The 17,602-nt window shown below is 56.6% G+C and carries 14 protein-coding genes; 9 read left to right on the top strand and 5 right to left on the bottom strand.

Annotated elements, in window-relative coordinates:
- Positions 1-3: 3 nt before the first annotated feature.
- On the top strand, positions 4-2,823 hold the full coding sequence (locus FIV00_RS09410; protein ID WP_152500508.1) for a DUF4159 domain-containing protein: 2,820 nt from the start codon (positions 4-6) through the stop codon (positions 2,821-2,823).
- A 16-nt stretch (positions 2,824-2,839) separates the two neighbouring features.
- A complete protein-coding gene (locus tag FIV00_RS09405) occupies positions 2,840-4,915 on the top strand; it encodes a hypothetical protein (RefSeq protein WP_152500507.1) in 2,076 nt (691 codons plus the stop codon).
- Here the strand turns inward: FIV00_RS09405 and FIV00_RS09400 are convergent.
- On the bottom strand, positions 4,912-5,412 hold the full coding sequence (locus FIV00_RS09400) for a GNAT family N-acetyltransferase (RefSeq protein ID WP_152500506.1): 501 nt from the start codon (positions 5,410-5,412) through the stop codon (positions 4,912-4,914). The two genes, FIV00_RS09405 and FIV00_RS09400, sit on opposite strands and share 4 nt — an antisense overlap.
- Positions 5,413-5,786: 374 nt before the next feature.
- On the opposite strand from FIV00_RS09400, the gene FIV00_RS09395 reads away from it, so the two are divergent.
- The gene (locus tag FIV00_RS09395; protein ID WP_152500505.1) at positions 5,787-6,761 is read left to right on the top strand and encodes a glutathione S-transferase family protein; all 975 of its coding nucleotides are present in this window, start codon (positions 5,787-5,789) and stop codon (positions 6,759-6,761) included.
- Between the two features lie 26 nt (positions 6,762-6,787).
- Here FIV00_RS09395 and FIV00_RS09390 read toward each other — a convergent pair whose 3' ends face one another.
- The gene (locus tag FIV00_RS09390; protein ID WP_152500504.1) at positions 6,788-7,273 is read right to left on the bottom strand and encodes an NUDIX domain-containing protein; all 486 of its coding nucleotides are present in this window, start codon (positions 7,271-7,273) and stop codon (positions 6,788-6,790) included.
- 413 nt (positions 7,274-7,686) lie between these two features.
- Here FIV00_RS09390 and FIV00_RS09385 point away from each other — a divergent pair, with 413 nt between their 5' ends.
- A complete protein-coding gene (locus FIV00_RS09385) occupies positions 7,687-8,622 on the top strand; it encodes a metallophosphoesterase (protein ID WP_152500503.1) in 936 nt (311 codons plus the stop codon).
- Between the two features lie 16 nt (positions 8,623-8,638).
- Here the strand turns inward: FIV00_RS09385 and FIV00_RS09380 are convergent, their stop codons facing one another.
- Positions 8,639-9,220, bottom strand: coding sequence for a hypothetical protein (locus tag FIV00_RS09380; RefSeq protein WP_152500502.1), 582 nt, complete (start codon positions 9,218-9,220; stop codon positions 8,639-8,641).
- Between the two features lie 232 nt (positions 9,221-9,452).
- Here FIV00_RS09380 and mtnA point away from each other — a divergent pair, with 232 nt between their 5' ends.
- The gene (gene mtnA, locus FIV00_RS09375; protein ID WP_152500501.1) at positions 9,453-10,559 is read left to right on the top strand and encodes an S-methyl-5-thioribose-1-phosphate isomerase; all 1,107 of its coding nucleotides are present in this window, start codon (positions 9,453-9,455) and stop codon (positions 10,557-10,559) included.
- Between the two features lie 60 nt (positions 10,560-10,619).
- On the opposite strand, the gene FIV00_RS09370 is transcribed toward mtnA, so the two are convergent.
- Positions 10,620-11,231 carry a GNAT family N-acetyltransferase gene (locus FIV00_RS09370; protein WP_152500500.1) on the bottom strand — a complete coding sequence of 204 codons (612 nt, stop codon included), beginning with the start codon at positions 11,229-11,231 and terminating at the stop codon, positions 10,620-10,622.
- A gap of 145 nt (positions 11,232-11,376) precedes the next feature.
- Here FIV00_RS09370 and FIV00_RS09365 point away from each other — a divergent pair, with 145 nt between their 5' ends.
- The 4 genes from FIV00_RS09365 (at position 11,377) to FIV00_RS09350 (ending at position 15,347) form a co-directional block, all read left to right on the top strand.
- Complete coding sequence (locus tag FIV00_RS09365) at positions 11,377-11,652, top strand: flagellar biosynthesis protein (RefSeq protein ID WP_152500499.1); 276 nt, start codon at positions 11,377-11,379, stop codon at positions 11,650-11,652.
- Positions 11,653-11,903: 251 nt separating this feature from the next.
- A complete protein-coding gene (locus FIV00_RS09360) occupies positions 11,904-12,599 on the top strand; it encodes a response regulator transcription factor (RefSeq protein ID WP_152500498.1) in 696 nt (231 codons plus the stop codon).
- Between the two features lie 29 nt (positions 12,600-12,628).
- Positions 12,629-14,161 (top strand): HAMP domain-containing sensor histidine kinase, encoded by a 1,533-nt coding sequence (locus FIV00_RS09355; RefSeq protein ID WP_152500497.1) that lies wholly within the window; start codon positions 12,629-12,631, stop codon positions 14,159-14,161.
- A 133-nt stretch (positions 14,162-14,294) separates the two neighbouring features.
- Positions 14,295-15,347, top strand: coding sequence for a hypothetical protein (locus FIV00_RS09350; protein WP_152500496.1), 1,053 nt, complete (start codon positions 14,295-14,297; stop codon positions 15,345-15,347).
- 57 nt (positions 15,348-15,404) lie between these two features.
- On the opposite strand, the gene flhA is transcribed toward FIV00_RS09350, so the two are convergent.
- On the bottom strand, positions 15,405-17,582 hold the full coding sequence (gene flhA / locus FIV00_RS09345) for a flagellar biosynthesis protein FlhA (protein ID WP_152500495.1): 2,178 nt from the start codon (positions 17,580-17,582) through the stop codon (positions 15,405-15,407).
- Positions 17,583-17,602 lie beyond the last annotated feature (20 nt).

The raw sequence follows: 17,602 nt of genomic DNA, 5'->3' as shown, positions 1-17,602 counted from the left end.
GCCGTGTTTGCAGGCCTGCCCCTGACGTTTACCGCACCGTGGATCCTGGCGGCCCTTGCCTTGCTGCCGGTCATCTGGTGGCTTTTGCGGCTCACGCCTCCGCGTCCGCGCGAGATCCAGTTTCCGCCTACTCGGCTCCTCTTGGATATTGATCAGCACGAGGAAACACCTCAGCGCAGCCCATGGTGGCTGACACTCCTGCGTTTGTTGCTGGCCGCGCTTTTGATCATCGCCCTCGCCGGTCCAATCTGGCGCTCATCAGAACCGGTTGCGACCGGAGACGGCGTCTTGTGGCTGCTGGTCGACAATGGCTGGACTTCAGCAAGCGGCTGGGATGCACAGGTGAGTGCAGCAGAACAGATCCTCAACACAGCATCTCAGGACGGCCAGCCTGTGCTTTTCGCGGCAACAGCTGAAGGACCGGGCCAGAGCTTCGTGCCGGAAGCAGCTGCAAGTGCACTTGAAAGGCTAAGGGCCTTGGAGCCCCGGCCCTACCCCCCAAGGCGCAGCGAACTGAGCATCGGATTGCGAAAGTCCGCACAGGAGACACCGCCTGGCGCGGTGGTCTGGCTGTCCGACAACACGCACACCAATGGTGCGTTCTTGTCAGATCTTGCACAGATCATCGGCGCGGCCCCCGTGACGGTGATGTCCGGACTGGACACGCCAATGGGTCTGAAAGACCTTACCAACGATGCCGAAGCTCTTTCACTCAAGGTCATCAGGCACCCAGATCAGAAAGTGGGAGCCGCCACTGTTAGAGCGCTTGATCTCAAGGGACTGGTGCTTGGCGAAGTTCAGGCAACCTTCGATGCCGATGCAACGGAAACAGAGGCACGGTTTGAACTCCCAACGGAACTGCGCAACGACATTGCGCGTGTGGAGATTTCAGGCGAAGCAGCGGCTGGTGCTGTCCAGCTTGTAGATGACAGCTGGCGACGCCGGACGGTTGGTCTTATCTCGGGACAATCCGGCGACCTTGATCAGCCGTTGCTGTCACCCGTCTACTATCTGGAACGAGCGCTCGCACCCTTCTCAGACATTCGCCGCCCACGTGACGCGGACATTGCAGAAGCCGTTCCAGGACTGATCGACCAGGGCATATCCGTGCTCGTTCTTGCCGATGTCGGCCGGCTCCCGGACACAACCGCCGACACATTGCGCGACTGGGTTCAAAACGGTGGAACACTGGTTCGCTTCGCCGGTCCGCGCACTGCAGGCGGCAGCGACGACCTGATCCCCGTCCGCCTTCGTGCCGGTGACAGATCGCTTGGCGGCTCGCTCTCCTGGAAACAGCCTCAACACCTGGCAGCCTTCCCTGAAGGATCGCCGTTTTCGGGCCTCAAGGTGCCGGAAGAAGTCACCGTCACCCGGCAGGTTCTTGCCGAACCGACGTCGGAACTTCCGGAAAGAACCTGGGCCATGCTGGAAGACGGCACACCGCTTGTGACAGCAGCTCCCATTGGAGCCGGCAGTGTCGTCCTTTTCCACGTCACCGCCGATTCAACGTGGTCGAACTTGCCCCTGTCGGGTGTCTTCCTGAACATGTTGCGCCGGATCCTGGCCGTGTCCAACGTGGCAGCCGCCTCGGAAACGGCAGAAGATGGACAACCCAGCCAGAGTGTTCTGCCTCCGCTGCGTCTTCTGGACGGGTTTGGCCGCTTCGGTCCGCCACCGGTTGAAGTCACCCCGGTAAACAGTACGGTCTTCCGTGACGCACTGGCCAGCCGCCGCACGCCGCCCGGTCTCTACGGCACAGAGGATGGGTTCAGAGCACTCAATCTGCTGCAACGCGATGACAGCCTGGAAACGCTTGATTTGACGGCTCTTGGCGAACGGGCAGAAGCCGTGCCTTATCCTGCCTCCGACCCATTCGATCTGAGATCTCTTTTCTTTACACTGGTCTTTCTTCTCATGATCGTGGATGCGATTGCAGTTTTCCTTTTGGCAGGTGGGTTGGCGCGTGTTGGCTTGCGGAACCGAACCGCCAGCCTGGCGATCCTTGTGGCCCTTGCTGCGATCCCGTTTACGGGGATTGCACCGCAAAACGCCCAGGCCCAGTCAACCTCATCTGAATTGCAGGCGCTTGAATCAACGCTTGATACCCGCCTTGCCTATGTTCTGACCGGCAACCCTGAAATTGATGACGCCAGCGCTGCGGGTCTCTCCGGACTGACGCAGTTTCTGGCAGAAAGAACAGCTCTGGAGCCTGGACCACCGGCGGCGGTGGATATCGCCCGCGACGAGCTGGCCTTTTATTCCCTGCTTTACTGGCCCATTGATCCGGCCATGGACAAGCCCGGCGACCAAACCATTGCACGCATTGATACTTTCATGCGCAATGGCGGCACGATACTGTTCGACACCCGCGATCACATCAACGCTTCGACAACCGGCTTCGGGTCGACACCGGCGACGCTGAAGTTGCGGGAAATCTTGGAGGATCTGGACGTACCACCGCTTGAGCCGGTGCCGCAGGATCATGTTTTGACCAAGGCTTTCTATCTGTTGGAAACGTTCCCTGGTCGTTACGCAACCAGTCCATTGTGGGTGGAAAGTCTTGAAGAAACCACGACCCGTGGCGACCGGCCTGTTCGGGCGGGTGACGGCGTTTCACCAATTCTGATCACCGGCAATGATTTCGCAGCCGCCTGGGCGATTTCGGACAGCGGAGAGTTCGTCTATCCGACGGTTCCCAACAATCCGATACAGCGCGATTATGCGTTCCGTTCGGGCGTGAACATCGTCATGTACAGCCTGACCGGCAACTACAAAGCCGATCAGGTTCACATCCCTGCTCTTTTAGAGCGGTTAGGACAATGAGGTCTCGCGAGCGCTGATGGTCTGGTCACTCTCCTTCGACCCGCTTCTGCCCCTTTGGGCCCTGATTGCCGGTGCTGCCATTACACTGTTGCTCACAAGCCTTTCCGGCTTCTTGAACCTGCGGGGTTGGTTCCTTCGGGGCATTACGATGGCCTTGTTGCTGCTGGCGCTTGCCAATCCGGCAATCGAGCGCGAAGACCGTGAGCCACTTTCCAGCGTGGTCGCCCTCGTCGTCGACAAAAGCCAAAGCCAACGTCTGGCCGAACGCGAGACAACAACGGACGAGACAGCGGCAGAAGTTCAAAGCCGTATCGAAGCCTTGAGTGGTTTTGACCTGCGCGTTCTGGAAGCCCGGAACTCAGGGGCAGGCAATGGCACGGAACTGTTCCAGACACTTTCCAACGGGTTGGCGGACGTTCCCCCTGAAAGGGTCGGCGGCGCAATCATCATCAGTGACGGGCAGATCCACGATCTGCCGGAAAGCGCAGCATCGCTCGGTTTTGACGCACCGGTCCACGGTCTGATCACCGGCACTGCCGATGAACGCGACCGCCGTATCGTTCTGGACAAGGCCCCCCGATTTGGTCTTGTGGGATCGGAGCAAACGGTCAGTTTGACGGTCGTGGATCAGGGACAAGGCACAGGGCCAGGTGACGCTGTACGCCTCACCGTCAAACGCGACGGCGACGTCATTACGGAAAGAACAGCCCGCACCGGCGAGAAAATCGATATCCCCGTCGGGATCGCCCATGGAGGCGACAATATCTTCGAATTCGAGGCAGAGCCACTCACTGACGAATTGACCACGCTGAACAACAGGGCGGTGGTGACGATTGACGGCATTCGGGAAAACCTGCGCGTCTTGTTGGTCTCCGGGTCGCCTCATGCTGGAGAACGCACATGGCGAAACCTGTTGAAGTCGGACGCCTCGGTTGATCTGGTTCATTTCACCATCCTGCGGCCGCCTGAAAAACAGGATGGTACCCCCATCAATCAGTTGTCGCTGATAGCCTTTCCCACCCGAGAGCTGTTCTCCGTCAAGATCGACGAGTTCGATCTGATTATATTCGACCGCTATGTCCGGCGCGGCGTGTTGCCGATGCTCTATTTCGACAACATTGCCCGCTATGTTCAAGATGGTGGCGCGGTGCTTCTGGCTGGCGGACCGGATTATGCGGAAGGCGGAAGCCTCTACCGCACACCGCTTGCGCCAATTCTGCCCGCCCGTCCGACGGGAACCGTTTTGGAGCAGCCCTATCACGCAACGCTGGCCGAACTGGGCGAACGGCACCCGGTCACGCGCGGTTTGCCAGGCTCGGAGCAGGATCCGCCGGACTGGAGCCGCTGGTTCCGTGCAGTCGATACCGAACTCGACAAGGGCCAAACCCTGATGTCCGGTCCAAGCGACACACCGCTGCTGGTATTGAACCGGGAAGGCGAGGGCCGTGTCGCCATGCTGCTCTCCGATCACGTTTGGCTATGGGCGCGCGGTTTTGAGGGTGGCGGACCGCATGTGCCACTGTTGCGCCGCTTGGCCCATTGGCTGATGCAGGAACCGGACCTTGAGGAAGAAGCTCTTAGCGTTTCCATGCGCGGTTCTGAACTGACTGTCGAGCGACAGACCTTGGGTGAGAGCGTCAGCAATGCCACAATCGTCACCCCGACGGGTGAACAATCCGATATCACATTGACGGAACAACAACCCGGCCTTTGGACTGGAAGCCTTCCGGTAACTGAAACTGGCCTCTTCACCGTAACTGAGGGGGACATGAGCACCCTCATCCATGTCGGACCGCAGAACCCGCGCGAATACACCGACGTGCTGTCGACCGCCGATTTGCTTGATCCGATCAGTGAAGCCACCGGTGGTGCAACGCAGAGGCTGCGGGATATTGGCGGCGATCTTGATGTTCCGCGTGTGGTCTCCATGCAGCAGTCAGCCAGCTATGCCGGCAATGGCTGGATAGGCCTGAAGACCACAGAAGCCAGCGTTCTAAATGGAGTGGATCGCTATCCGCTCCTGATCGGCCTGCTGGGCCTGGCGGTGCTTCTGGGCGCTATTTCACTGACCTGGTATCGCGAGGGCCGCTAAGGTTCCTGGCCACCACGCACACCGCCATTGGGCATGTCGCCGTCGTTCAGTAGCGCGACCAACAGCCGCGCAGGGTCGACAGGTCCAGGCAGTGTCACGCGACCGAACGGGACCTGCTGAAATCCGAATGGGCTGTAATAGGGTGCGTCTCCGACAAGAAGAACCACTCTGTCACCCGCCGCAGCAGCAGCGTCCATTGCCGTGCGCATGAGTGACTTGCCCAGTCCTCTGTTCTTGAAATCCGGAGAGACCGTCAACGGCCCAAGCAGGAGCGCATCGGCGTCGCCGATTAGAACGGGTGACAACCTGATGGATCCAGCCACTTGCGACCCGGCAACCCCCACAAAGCTGAGATCTGGCCGATGCGGCACGCCTTCGCGAATCCGGAACGCGGTTCGTGCAAACCGACCTGGACCGAAGGCTTCGGCCTGCAGTGCTTCAATAGCGTCGTTGTCTGTGATGTCTTCGGGCCGAATGACCCACGGTGTCTGTTTCATGAATTGGTTCCCGGCGGGCAATCTTGCAGGAAAGCGCAGCTGCCAGAAACCGGTCTATCAATCTTTCTTGGAAAATCCGGGATCTGGTCAGACGCGACGAAGCGGACGAGAGATTTCTCGTCGGATGGTTCGTCGTCGAAGTGTCAGACCTGTGGTCATTGATCCCAGTCTCGCCATGCGCCTTTCCACCATTGCGGGGACGGCTGCAAATTCATGGAGAAAAGCGGTTAGCACGCAAGCCCTTCCCGGTCCAGTGCTTTTTGCCGTTCATAGATGCAGTAGATTGTTCACGCTTTCCGAACACAGCATTCAGCCGATTGATTTTGCGGTCGGACACACGACTTAATCCAGCAGCGAAAACAAAGGAGATGGACATGGGTTTGCTGGTTGACGGCGTCTGGACAGATCAGTGGTACGACACGAAATCGACCGGTGGCCGGTTCGTTCGCAAGGATGCTTCATTTCGAAACTGGATCACACCGGACGGTGCTGCCGGTTCTTCGGGCAAAGGCGGCTTCAAAGCTGAAGCAGGCCGCTATCATCTGTTTGTTTCCTATGCCTGTCCGTGGGCACATCGCGCTATGGTGTTCCGCAAGCTGAAGGGTCTGGAAGACCTTATCTCGCTCTCCGCCGTTCAACCCTTGATGCTGGAAAACGGCTGGGAATTTGCCGAGACCGAACCGGTGGCTGGTGCGAAATACGCCTGGAACATCTATGCCAAAGCTGACCCTTCCTATACCGGTCGCGCAACAGTGCCAATTCTTTGGGACAAGCACCAGAACACGATCGTCAGCAACGAGTCTTCGGAAATCATTCGAATGTTCAACTCCGCGTTCGATGATTTGACCGGGTCGAAACTTGATTTTTACCCTGCCGCGCTTCGCATCGAGATCGACGAGGTCAACGAGCGGATCTACCACACACTAAACAATGGCGTTTACAAGTCCGGCTTCGCCACGACACAGGAAGCCTATGAAGAGGCCGTAACAGCATTGTTCGATACGTTGGATTTCCTGGAAGACCGCCTTTCGACACGTCGCTACCTGGCCGGCGAACAATTGACGGAAGCCGATTGGCGCTTGTTCACCACTCTGGTGCGTTTCGATGCCGTCTATGTCGGCCATTTCAAATGCAACATCAGACGCATCGCCGACTATCCAAACCTGTCGAACTATCTTCTGGAGCTCTACCAGGTGCCTGGAGTTGCTGAAACCGTCGACATGCCGACGATCAAGCAACACTATTACGGTTCACATGAGAGCGTGAATCCAACCAGAATTGTCCCCGTCGGCCCCGACCTCGACTTTCTGGCCCCGCACAATCGCGACAGGTTGAAGGCCGCGGCCTGACGCAGTGCGAAAGGCGCTACCTGGTTTCACCAGCGGCTGCCGGCGGTTCCTTCGCCGGCCAGCCATTCTTCGACACGTCGAACGGTTGCCGAGGTGACACCAGACGGAAGGTTCCCTGGCGCGAAAAAAGCTGCTTCAACGATCTCAGCGTTGGGGCTCAGGTAGTTTTCTGCCTCGGTCCATTCCGAAACAAGAAAAAGTCCCACATGGTCCCTGCCTGTTGCTTCTTCGTTGAGATAGACATTCATCAAGACAGGTTCACCTGAGGTCGAGATACCGGCCTCCTCAAGCACCTCGCGGCAGGCCGCTTCGACCATTGTTTCGCCTCGGTCGACGCCACCGCCAGGCAAATACCACCCTTCCAGATAGCTGTGTCGGACCAACAAGACCCTGTCCTTCGCATCAAGGACCAGTACCCGCACGCCGAGCGTATAGGGGTTTCGGACGAGCCCCAGTCCCTGGATCATTCGCTTGGTCCAGTTTGAAGGCAGATAGGAAAGGACCTTCAGCATTCAATGCGGGCCCTCACCGGGCCAGCCAGAATCCGGCATCCAGCTTTGCGAACCATGCAGTTACCCCATGTTAACCCATGCATTGCGTGCAAGGCAGCCCAGCCAGAATAACGCTCCTCATCGCAACTGCGAATGCCTATATATCAGGCAACATGATGATTTCGAAGGCAGCGCAATTCAGGCTGTCTGACCCCTGAAGGATACTCCGATGTTGAACGCTCTTTTCGGCAAACGCCGCCGTCGTCATTCCCACTATCAGTGGAAACCGGCTGTTGATCTCAGCAACCCCCGCGTTGTTGCTGCTCTGACGACGTTCACAAGCAACTGATCAGCGACAGAAAAATCTGCCATTTTGAAAAAGGCGCTGCGTTATTTGCTTGACGCAGCGCCTTTTGCTTTGAAGATGCGCGCCCATGTCGCTATTCACGCTCGCCCACATCTCGGATCCGCATCTTGGACCTCTTCCGGATCCCAAGCTGCTCCAGCTTTTTTCCAAACGCATTCTTGGGTACCTGAACTGGCACCGGAACCGGTCCAAAATCATGGGTGCCAATTATTTGGAACAGCTTGTTGCGGACATGAAGGCACAGGCACCTGACCACATTGCGGTCACCGGTGATCTGGTCAATATCGCGCTGCCGCTGGAGATAACCGGGGCACGGGCCTGGCTGGAAGAGATCGGCGAGCCGACAAACGTATCAGTCGTTCCCGGCAACCACGACGCTTATGTTCCCGGTGCATTTCGCAAGGCCCGAATGGCCTGGTGGCCCTATATGTGCGGTGATCAGGCAACCGAAGAGCCCGATCTGTCAGCAAAGTCCGGGGCAACCTTTCCCTATGTTCGCAAACGTGGCGATATCGCGCTCATAGGTGTCACAACCGGACGAGCCAGCGCACCTTGGTTTGCAACAGGCAGAGTGGGCAGCGCCCAGAGCAAGCGACTGAGAACCATTTTGGAAGAACTCGGCCGCGAGCGCTTGTTTCGGATCGTCATGCTGCACCACCCGCCCTTTAAACATGCCACCCGTTGGCACAAAAGACTGTCAGATGCGTCTCGCGTGCGTGCGGTTGTCAAGAGAGCCGGGGCTGAACTCATCCTGCACGGCCATACTCATATCGACAGTTTTGAAGAGATCGACGGCCCACATGGGCCCATTCCAGTCGTCGGTGTTCCCTCAGCGACCAGCGCTCCGGGCGGCAAAAGCCGACCGGCACGCTACAATTTGTTCACGATCGAAAAAGGTAATGAAGGCTGGTCTTGCCGGATGGAGGAACATGGTTTCGTTGTTCCCCACGAGCCAGTAAGCCTACTCGAACAAAGAGACATTTCGATTCCCGTTGCCCGATAGACCAAACGTTTCGGACTCAAAGAGGATTGGCAAACCAGGCAAACGCGACCAGCCCGATGACGCCGGCGGCAAGACCAATTCCGAATGCTCCGATGACGGACAGCCAGGGTGTGCTGCTTTCCTTGACGCGCACCACTTTTGAATCGAGCGCCACCTGGCGCAAGCGATTGTTGAGCCAATCGCCTTCAAGTGCCTTTTCCCGTTCAAGCACCCGCTCGGCGATGTACTCCGTCAGGCAATCCGCCATGTCATCGATATTGGCCGTTTCCAGAATAACCACCCTGCCCAGACGGGTATCTTTCAAAAAACGATAGGTCCGGCGATCACCGCCAACCACGACATGACTTGTTGCATCGATCCACAAACGCGGTGTTGAGCCCGAAATGATCTGTAGCGAAAACTGGTCGTCGTCCTCCGGGATTTCCTTGAAGACGTCCTTGAGTTCATCGGCCAGCATATCAAGCCGGGCCCGCTCGGTTTCCTGCAGCTCAACCACCACATCGGACCGCTCGACTTCACCGAGCTGAACTTTCCGGATAGCATCGCGTAATGAGCGCATGCGTGTATGTGGAACAACGTTATCCTGCATTTCAGACATGAGGCGCCTGACTCCGTGCTTCTGCCGATTGGTGAATCAAGTCTTAACCGACTCATTTCGGAGCGAAACAGCCTTGACGCCGTTACCACCAGCTATCCACCGGCATTGATCTGAACATGGTTAACAAAGCTTAAGGGATTTTTAACCCTGACGCCAGCAAGCCCATGCTGGCGTGTGGCATGTTCATGGGTTATGCAAAAACAATCCGCACCAGGTTCAAGGAGACGTTGCGATGAATGTGGACGGCAAGAAGTATCGCACCATCTGGCTTGCAGCAGACGGTGCGTCGGTCGAAATCATCGACCAGACAAAGTTTCCATACGCATTTGAAATCGTGAAACTGCACACGATGGAGGATGCCGCACATGCGATCCGCGTGATGCAGGTGCGTGGCGCTCCCCTGATCGGCGCAACTGCTGCCTATGGCGTAGCATTGGCCATGCGCGCGGATCCGTCTGATGATGCCTTGCACGCGGCCTGTTCCGCCCTGCTGGAAACACGTCCGACCGCGGTCAATCTCCATTGGGCACTCGACCGTGCTCGCAAAACTCTCATTCAGGTCGCTCCGGAAATACGCACCGAGGCTGCCTTTACGCTGGCGAACGACATCTGCGATGAGGACATTGCCATCAACATGGCAATCGGCATGCATGGCATGGAATTGATCGCGGCCATTGCAAGGACCAAACGTGAAGGCGAGCCAGTCAACATCTTGACGCATTGCAATGCCGGCTGGCTGGCAACGGTCGACTGGGGAACGGCAACAGCCCCTGTCTATATGTCTCACGACAGCGGCATACCGGTCCATGTGTGGGTGGACGAGACCCGGCCCAGAAACCAGGGAGCTTTTTTGACCGCTTGGGAACTAGGCCATCACGGCGTGCCGCATACCGTGATTGTCGACAATGCAGGTGGCCACTTGATGCAGCATGGCGAGGTCGACATTGTCATCACCGGGACAGACCGCACGACAGCCACCGGAGATGTTTGCAACAAGATCGGCACCTATCTCAAGGCACTCGCAGCCAAGGACAACAATGTGCCCTTCTTTGTTGCCCTTCCCTCACCGACCATCGATTTTTCGCTTTCCGATGGCGTTCGGGAAATTCCAATCGAAGAACGCGGTGGCAACGAAGTCAGCCAGATAACCGGCCGCACTGAAGGTGGTTCGATCGAGACGATCAACATCGTTGCCGATGGCTCTGCCGTCGGCAATCCGGCTTTCGATGTGACCCCTGCACGTCTTGTCACCGGGTTGATCACGGAACGAGGTGTGCTCGATGCCAACCGCCAGTCGATCGCCAATGCCTTCCCGGAGCGCGTCAAGGTCAGCGCGTGATCCGCTCAAGTTCGAGAGCGCGCCGAAGTGGCAGAACCATCAGGTACGAGAATCGAAGCGCTAACCGATAACCGGAATATGCGGCGCTCTTTCCTTGTCGTGAAGACCCAGAAGCCTTGGATCGTCGGCAATCTCGACAGCACGCTTGTAGGGCCTGTAACCGCAGGACATATAAAATTTCAGCGCCTGCGGACTGTCACCCGTACATGTGTGGAGCCAAAGACGTTTGGTCTGCGGCCGTGCCCAGGCCATTTCGACAGCTTGCGCCATGAGCCAGCGCCCTGCCCCCCCGCCAATTGCTTCTGGCACCAGGCCAAAATAGGCAACTTCCGGCTCCTCGGGATTGGCAAAGTCAAGCTCCAGAGTGCCGATTGGCTTTCCATTTCTAAGTGGCAAGTAGTTTTCCCGCGTCGGCTCACCGAGCATGTTACTTAAAGTGGCATCGTCATAAACAAGACGTCCGAACCAGATCCAGTCTTCACCGACCTGCCGAAACAGAGCGCGATAATCATCTAGATCAGGAGCAGCCCACCGCTCCAACGTAATATCGTCTCGAGGTGCCGCAATGGGCTTTTCCGGTGCACGAAGCATTTCCAGATAGGTGACGATAAAAGCGATCTTTCCATCAGGCACATCCGTATAGCCATCCACATCGAGCACTTTGGTGGTCATTTTCCCTCCAGGAAACCGTGTCTTCAGTTCGCAAATAGCAGTTGGAAGCCCCCTCACCAAGGGGTCGATTCGCGTATTGCGACGAGTTAACCGGCTGTTAACCAAGACTTGAGACCTTGGCGGGGTATCCAGGAAAGATGCGAAGATGCCCAAGGTCGGAAACTACGTCCAGCGCGACTATCACAACAAGTTCCGTTCACAACGGAAATCGACTTGGTCCGACTACAACAAGGCCTGGGCCAAACGACGCCAGGCATCCACTCAAAAAATGCAGGAACTTCGCAACCTTGCCAGCAACTTCACCAACATCGGTGTTCAGGCGAGCCAGGCAAACACTGTTTTCCTGATGCAAAACCAGGGTCAGGGCACGGCCTATGCGAGCCCCACTGCGGTCATGTCCCGCATCAACGTGATTGTCTGACTCAAAACCTGACGCCACCGTAATTGCCGATAGACCTTAATACTGTCGCATGTGACACCAGTCGTTGTGGCTCGATCAGGCTTCATCCCGTGGACGTGCACTGCTTTTCATCAAAGCTGTCTTGACCCACAATCAATTGCTGCAATCTTGAGAATTCGCTCACCAGCCGCCAGGCCTGATTCTAGTCAAAATTGTGTATAACTAAATTGCTACGTCCCTCGACTTAAAAACGGGGATCAACGAGTTGCGCCATGATACCAAACATTCTGATCGTCGATGACGATGCACATTTACGTGGCATCGTCCGGATCGCCGTTGAAAATGCCGGGATGTCCACTGCCGAGGCCTCAAGCGGGCAACACGCGCTCGACATCATGCAGCAACAAATGCCGGACCTCGTCATTCTGGATGTCGGCATGCCGGTCATGAACGGCTTTGATTGTTGCCGGCACATCCGAAGTCTGTCGCGTGTGCCAATCCTGTTTCTGACCGCTCGCGATGAAGAAGTTGATCGTGTGGTTGGTTTCGAACTTGGGGCCGACGATTATGTTTCAAAACCCTTTTCTCCACGCGAACTCGTCTTGCGGATCAAAGCCATCCTTGGCCGCGGCAAAGGAACGGATGAGGACTTGCTGCAACACGGAGACCTACAACTCGACACGCGGGCACATCAGTGCCGCCTCGGATCCAAAGAGTTGCCGCTGACCGCAACGGAATTCGCTTTGCTGACAACGCTCTTGCATCAACCGGACAAGATGCTCGACCGAAACACGTTGATTGAAGGAATGTATGGCCGCAACAGCGCTCTGTCGGGTCGGACAATCGACAGCCACGTGCGCAATGTCAGAGCTAAGGCGGCTTCGCTCGATTGTCCTGATTTCATAAGGACAGTCCGCGGTGCCGGGCTGCGACTTGGAACTTGCAAGCTGGAGCAAGACACGCAGTGAGCGGGCCAGTTCAGAGATGGCAACCGCCCATGTCATTCATGGTGCTGGTGGTCTGCTGTGTAATGTTTGCAGTGCCCGTGAGTGCAATCCTGATCCTGAAACTGGGGGTCAACCGCTTCATTCATGAGACCGAACAATCACTTATCCAACAAGGGGCGATCTACTCCAGCGCCTACGCTGCTGCGTTCGAGGCAGCGACACGCGAGACCGGAGGCGAGAAAATGCCCGGCTACTATCTGCCCCCCCAAAAACGGGTTTTCTGGAACGCGAGCGCAAGAACATTTCGGCCGTTGCTGGACCTGCGACAGGATAAGGTCCTCCCGGTTCGACCTGGCGCAAAACCAGTTGCACTTGCTCCTGGGAACAGACACCGGGCAATAGCGCCAGATCTTGAGCTTTTGTCAAAACGAGCTGGTCGCACAACGCTTTCAAACGTCTTGTTTCTCGATCACAAAGGCCGGGACCTTCATGCGAGCACTCCGGAAGGTTTTGCGGAGTTGCCCGAGGTCAACAAGGCTCTCAACGGCGGAATAGGCGCAGTACTGAGGTGGCGCAGTGGAGCTGAAAGGTCATCTTCCTTCATCCGACTGAATCGAGGAACCGGGTTCAGGGTGTTTGTCGCCTATCCGGTGATCAGCGAAAATCGCGTGATCGGGGCTGTTTATCTCTCCCGAACACCCGACGAGCTAGGCACTTATCTTTCTGAGGAGTGGCTGTCAGTCATTGTCGTCGCAGCTGTGACCGCTATTGGCGCTACCCTTCTTGGTATTTTGCTTGTTCGGCAGATTTCCAGGCCCATAATGGATCTACGAAACCGGGCACGCGCTCTGGCAAGGGGCGACCTGGAAAACCTGGACCACTTGCAGCACTACGGAACCCGCGAACTGGCGCAGCTCGGTGACGCCGTCGTTTCAATGGCAAGGACCCTTTCGGAGCGATCGACAGAAATCAGCACCTACACGACACATGTCACACATGAACTGAAGGCACCAGTGACTGCCATAATTTCTGCTTCCGAACTACTCGAAGAAAGCTCCCTGCCCGACGCCTCACGCAGGCAACTTCTTGAAACCCTGAAAGCCCAGGGGCAGCGAATGGAAAGGTTGTTAAATCAGCTTCGGGACATAACAAGACTGCGTCAACAAATGAGGGGCTCGCCTGCAAAATTGGCAGACATGCTGCCGGCGCCATCCGATTTGCATATCATCACGACACCGGATGATGCCATCCTGCCGCTTTCTCTCCGACACGGGCAGACGGTTTTTGCACATCTTGTACAAAATGCAATCGGCCATGGCGCCAGCCAGATCAGGATTGTCTGGCGGGACAATGTGCTTGAGATCCTGGACAATGGCGAAGGATTTGAAGACAAGGATATAAGCCGGCTAACCGAGCCCTTTTATACGACCCGGCGCGACAACGGCGGGACCGGTCTCGGCCTCTCGGTTGTGAATGCCATTCTTGAGCGATATGGCACTCGGATTGAGGCGGCTCCGTCACCGGAAGGCGCGCTCTTCCGGATTGCATTTCCCGTTGACAGTCAGTCTGAGAGACAACCCTGAACCTGACCTCATACCTGCACCAAATCTGCACCTGACATGCGCAACAGCAGGGCCGTAGTCTTAGACATCGTGGGTATTGTCCAAAGCGTCAAAATCACGCTCCAAGCGCGATAATCCACGCAAGGCAAACTTCATGAACGCTCAGTTTTCTACAGCAGCGATTGCAATCGCGAGTCTTTTCATTGGCACCACGATCAGTCAGGCATCGGACAATCCCAGTGAAAAATATCTGAATGCCCACAAGGAGTATTCAGCCGCTTCTTGTCCGCTTGAAGCCGACAACATCACGCATTTCGTCTATTTCGCACGCGACCGTGCTTCGATCCGGGATCATCCCCTCTTGAAGAACGACCGTCTTTCCGGAGCGCAGATCATGTATTCCTGGAGGCAGTTGGAACCTTCACAGGGGCGATATGATTTCTCAGCAATAGAAGATGACCTCGTCTATTTGGCCGCCCATGGGAAAAAACTCTTCGTACAATTACAGGACGCTTCGTTTTCACCGCATTTCAAGCCTGTTCCAAACTATCTGCTGTCTTCCCGATATGATGGTGGTGTTTCACCTCAATATACAGACGACGGCGAACTGGAAGGCTGGGTCGCAAAACGCTGGAACAATGCGGTGCAGGGTCGTTTTGCAGCGCTCTTGAAAGCGCTCGGTGAAGAGTTTGACGGCGAGATCGAGGGGCTAAATCTTCAGGAAACCGCAATCGGCATCAGTTCTGAGACAGATCCTTCGTTTTCCTCTTCGATCTATGCAAGCAGCGTGAAAACCAATATGCGCGCTTTAAAATCAGCCTTTCGAACGTCCACCGTGATGCTTTACGCCAACTTCATGCCCGGTGAGTGGCGCCCATGGGAGGACCAGGGGTACTTGAGCGGGCTTTACGAATTTGGCGAAGAAACGGGAGTTGGTCTTGGTGGCCCGGATCTGATCTACACCCGGAAGGGTCAGTTGAACCATACCTTGGCGATGATGCACGAACGGTCCTATTCAGCCCCTCTTGGGATTGCGGTCCAGGACGGTAACTACATCGGCGAAACGAATACGCTGAAAGTTCTCCATGAGCGAAAAAACATAGTGCCCGTCCTCCATGCCTTCGCGAAGGATTTCCTGAAAGTCGACTATATGTTCTGGAGAAATCAGAAACCCTATTTCGAAGAGGATCTTCTTCCCTGTCTCTGACAGGCCTGATGAAAACCAGGCAGTTCTTGATCGGGCTCTCGCTTGAAGAGCGCCCGATCAGATCGAGCCGATGGTCTTCAACTTGATGCGCGGATGCACTTCCGATTGACTCATGATCGTCGTATGTGCTCGGAAGCGCTCGACGATGGAGCGGACGAAGGGTCGGGTTTGCGGCGATGTCAGAAGCACGGGCACCTCGCCCTGCTGGGCTGCTTCTTCGAAAGCATCCCGCACTTTGCCGACGAACTCCTGCAACTTGCTTGGCTGCATGGCGAGCTGACGATCATCGCCTTCACCGACAATCGATTCCAGAAACGCCTGCTCCCATTGCGGCGACAAGGCGACCAGAGGCAGATATCCGCCGGGTGCAAGATTGGCTGCACAAATCTGTCTGCCGAGCCGCATGCGAACATGCTCTGCAATTGTATCCGTGTTGCGTGTCATGCCGGTTGCTTCTGACACGCCCTCCAGGATCGTGCCGAGATCGCGCACCGAAATTCGTTCATTGAGCAGCGCTTGCAGCACCCGCTGCAGACCGGACACGGTGATCTGCGAGGGCACAAGATCCTCAACGAGCTTGGCCTGTTCGCCTTGCAGTTCCTTCAGCAGCTTTTGAACATCACCATAAGTGAGCAACTCGCTGATATTGGCCTTGATCGTCTCGGTCAGATGGGTGGACAAAACGGTTGCGGGATCGACCACCGTGTAACCACGCAAGGACGCATCTTCACGGTACTGCGCCTCGACCCAGGTTGCCGGCAATCCGAAAGTCGGTTCGGTCGTGTGCGTTCCCGGCAGCTTGACCTGACCGCCCGCCGGATCCATGACCATGAAGTGGTTCGGATAAAGAATGCCGCGCCCGGCTTCGACTTCCTTGACCTTGATGACGTAGTCGTTCGCACCAAGCTGGATATTGTCCAGAATGCGGACCGGCGGCATGATCACACCCATATCGCCGGCAACCTGCCGTCTAAGCGCCTTGATCTGCTCTGTAAGCACGTCACCATCGTTCTGCGCCTTGCCGTTGATCAGCGGCAACAAGGCATAGCCAAGCTCGATACGAAGCTCGTCCATTTTCAGAGCGTCTGTGATCGGCGGTTCGGGCGGTGGCTTCGGTGCGGCCTCAATGGCTTTTTTCTGCGCAACCTTGGCCGCTTCCTGTTTCTTGCCAGCGCTGATACGGAACGCGAGGTAACCGGCGACGCCTGCCAGACCGAAAAACGGTACCATCGGCATGCCGGGCAGAAGCGCCAGGATGACCATGACGGCTGCCGACATTCCGAGCGCTTTCGGATAACCAGTGAACTGGCTGGTCAGGGCCTTGTCTGCAGCACCGTGAACGCCGGCTTTTGAGACCAGAAGGCCAGCTGCAGTCGACACGATCAGTGCGGGAATTTGCGAAACAAGGCCATCGCCGATGGTCAGAAGCGTATAGTTGTTGGCGGCCTCGGAAAATGACAGTTCCATCTGGGCCACGCCGATGAAGATGCCGCCCAGAATATTGATGAAGGTAATCAGGAGTCCGGCAATCGCATCGCCGCGCACGAATTTCGACGCACCATCCATGGCACCGAAAAACGAGCTCTCATCTTCCAGCGCCTTGCGCCGTGACTTGGCTTCACTCTCATCGATGAGACCTGCTGAGAGGTCAGCATCGATGGCCATCTGTTTGCCCGGCATTGCGTCGAGTGTAAACCTTGCGGCAACTTCTGCGATACGGCCGGAACCTTTGGTGATGACGACAAAGTTCACAATCACCAGGATCGCAAACACGATGATCCCAATGACAAAGTTCCCGCCCATGACGAGATTGCCGAAGGACTGAATGACATTCCCGGCCGCAGACGTTCCTTCGTGACCATTGGAAAGGATCAACCTGGTGGAGGCGATGTTCAGGCCGAGCCGCAGCATTGTTGCAATGAGCAGCACTGTCGGAAAAGAGGAGAATTCCAGCGGCTTTTGAATGAACAGCCCGGTCATCAAAATCAGAACCGAAAAGATGATCGACACCGCCAGGAACATGTCCAGCATGACCGGAGGCATCGGCAGGATCAAAAGCGTCAGAATGATCAGAATGCCGGTCGCAAGACCGACGTCACCCTTGCGGAGGGTGTCGATCAACTCCTGCATGCTCGGAAAACCCGCAAAAGCGCCACCGGCTTGAGGTGCTGCCGCCTTCTGCTCCGGTGCTGGTCCGCCCGGTCCGCCTTGTCCGCCTGCTGCCGTGTCCGACATTCTTATTCCGGTTCCTTAAA

It is taken from the genome of Labrenzia sp. THAF82 (assembly GCF_009363435.1).
Taxonomy (GTDB): Bacteria; Pseudomonadota; Alphaproteobacteria; order Rhizobiales; family Stappiaceae; genus Roseibium; species Roseibium porphyridii.
Note: the sequence above shows the minus strand (reverse complement) of the source record. Positions and strands in the feature narration are given on the sequence as shown.

Excerpts from the sequence above, each read along its gene's own strand:
- FIV00_RS09405 (WP_152500507.1), top strand. The coding sequence starts at position 2,840 with ATGGTCTGGTCACTCTCCTTCGACCCGCTTCTGCCCCTTTGGGCCCTG.
- FIV00_RS09400 (WP_152500506.1), bottom strand. The coding sequence starts at position 5,412 with ATGAAACAGACACCGTGGGTCATTCGGCCCGAAGACATCACAGACAAC.
- FIV00_RS09395 (WP_152500505.1), top strand. The coding sequence starts at position 5,787 with ATGGGTTTGCTGGTTGACGGCGTCTGGACAGATCAGTGGTACGACACG.
- FIV00_RS09390 (WP_152500504.1), bottom strand. The coding sequence starts at position 7,273 with ATGCTGAAGGTCCTTTCCTATCTGCCTTCAAACTGGACCAAGCGAATG.
- FIV00_RS09385 (WP_152500503.1), top strand. The coding sequence starts at position 7,687 with ATGTCGCTATTCACGCTCGCCCACATCTCGGATCCGCATCTTGGACCT.
- FIV00_RS09380 (WP_152500502.1), bottom strand. The coding sequence starts at position 9,220 with ATGTCTGAAATGCAGGATAACGTTGTTCCACATACACGCATGCGCTCA.
- mtnA (WP_152500501.1), top strand. The coding sequence starts at position 9,453 with ATGAATGTGGACGGCAAGAAGTATCGCACCATCTGGCTTGCAGCAGAC.
- FIV00_RS09370 (WP_152500500.1), bottom strand. The coding sequence starts at position 11,231 with ATGACCACCAAAGTGCTCGATGTGGATGGCTATACGGATGTGCCTGAT.
- FIV00_RS09365 (WP_152500499.1), top strand. The coding sequence starts at position 11,377 with ATGCCCAAGGTCGGAAACTACGTCCAGCGCGACTATCACAACAAGTTC.
- FIV00_RS09360 (WP_152500498.1), top strand. The coding sequence starts at position 11,904 with ATGATACCAAACATTCTGATCGTCGATGACGATGCACATTTACGTGGC.
- FIV00_RS09355 (WP_152500497.1), top strand. The coding sequence starts at position 12,629 with ATGTCATTCATGGTGCTGGTGGTCTGCTGTGTAATGTTTGCAGTGCCC.
- FIV00_RS09350 (WP_152500496.1), top strand. The coding sequence starts at position 14,295 with ATGAACGCTCAGTTTTCTACAGCAGCGATTGCAATCGCGAGTCTTTTC.
- flhA (WP_152500495.1), bottom strand. The coding sequence starts at position 17,582 with ATGTCGGACACGGCAGCAGGCGGACAAGGCGGACCGGGCGGACCAGCA.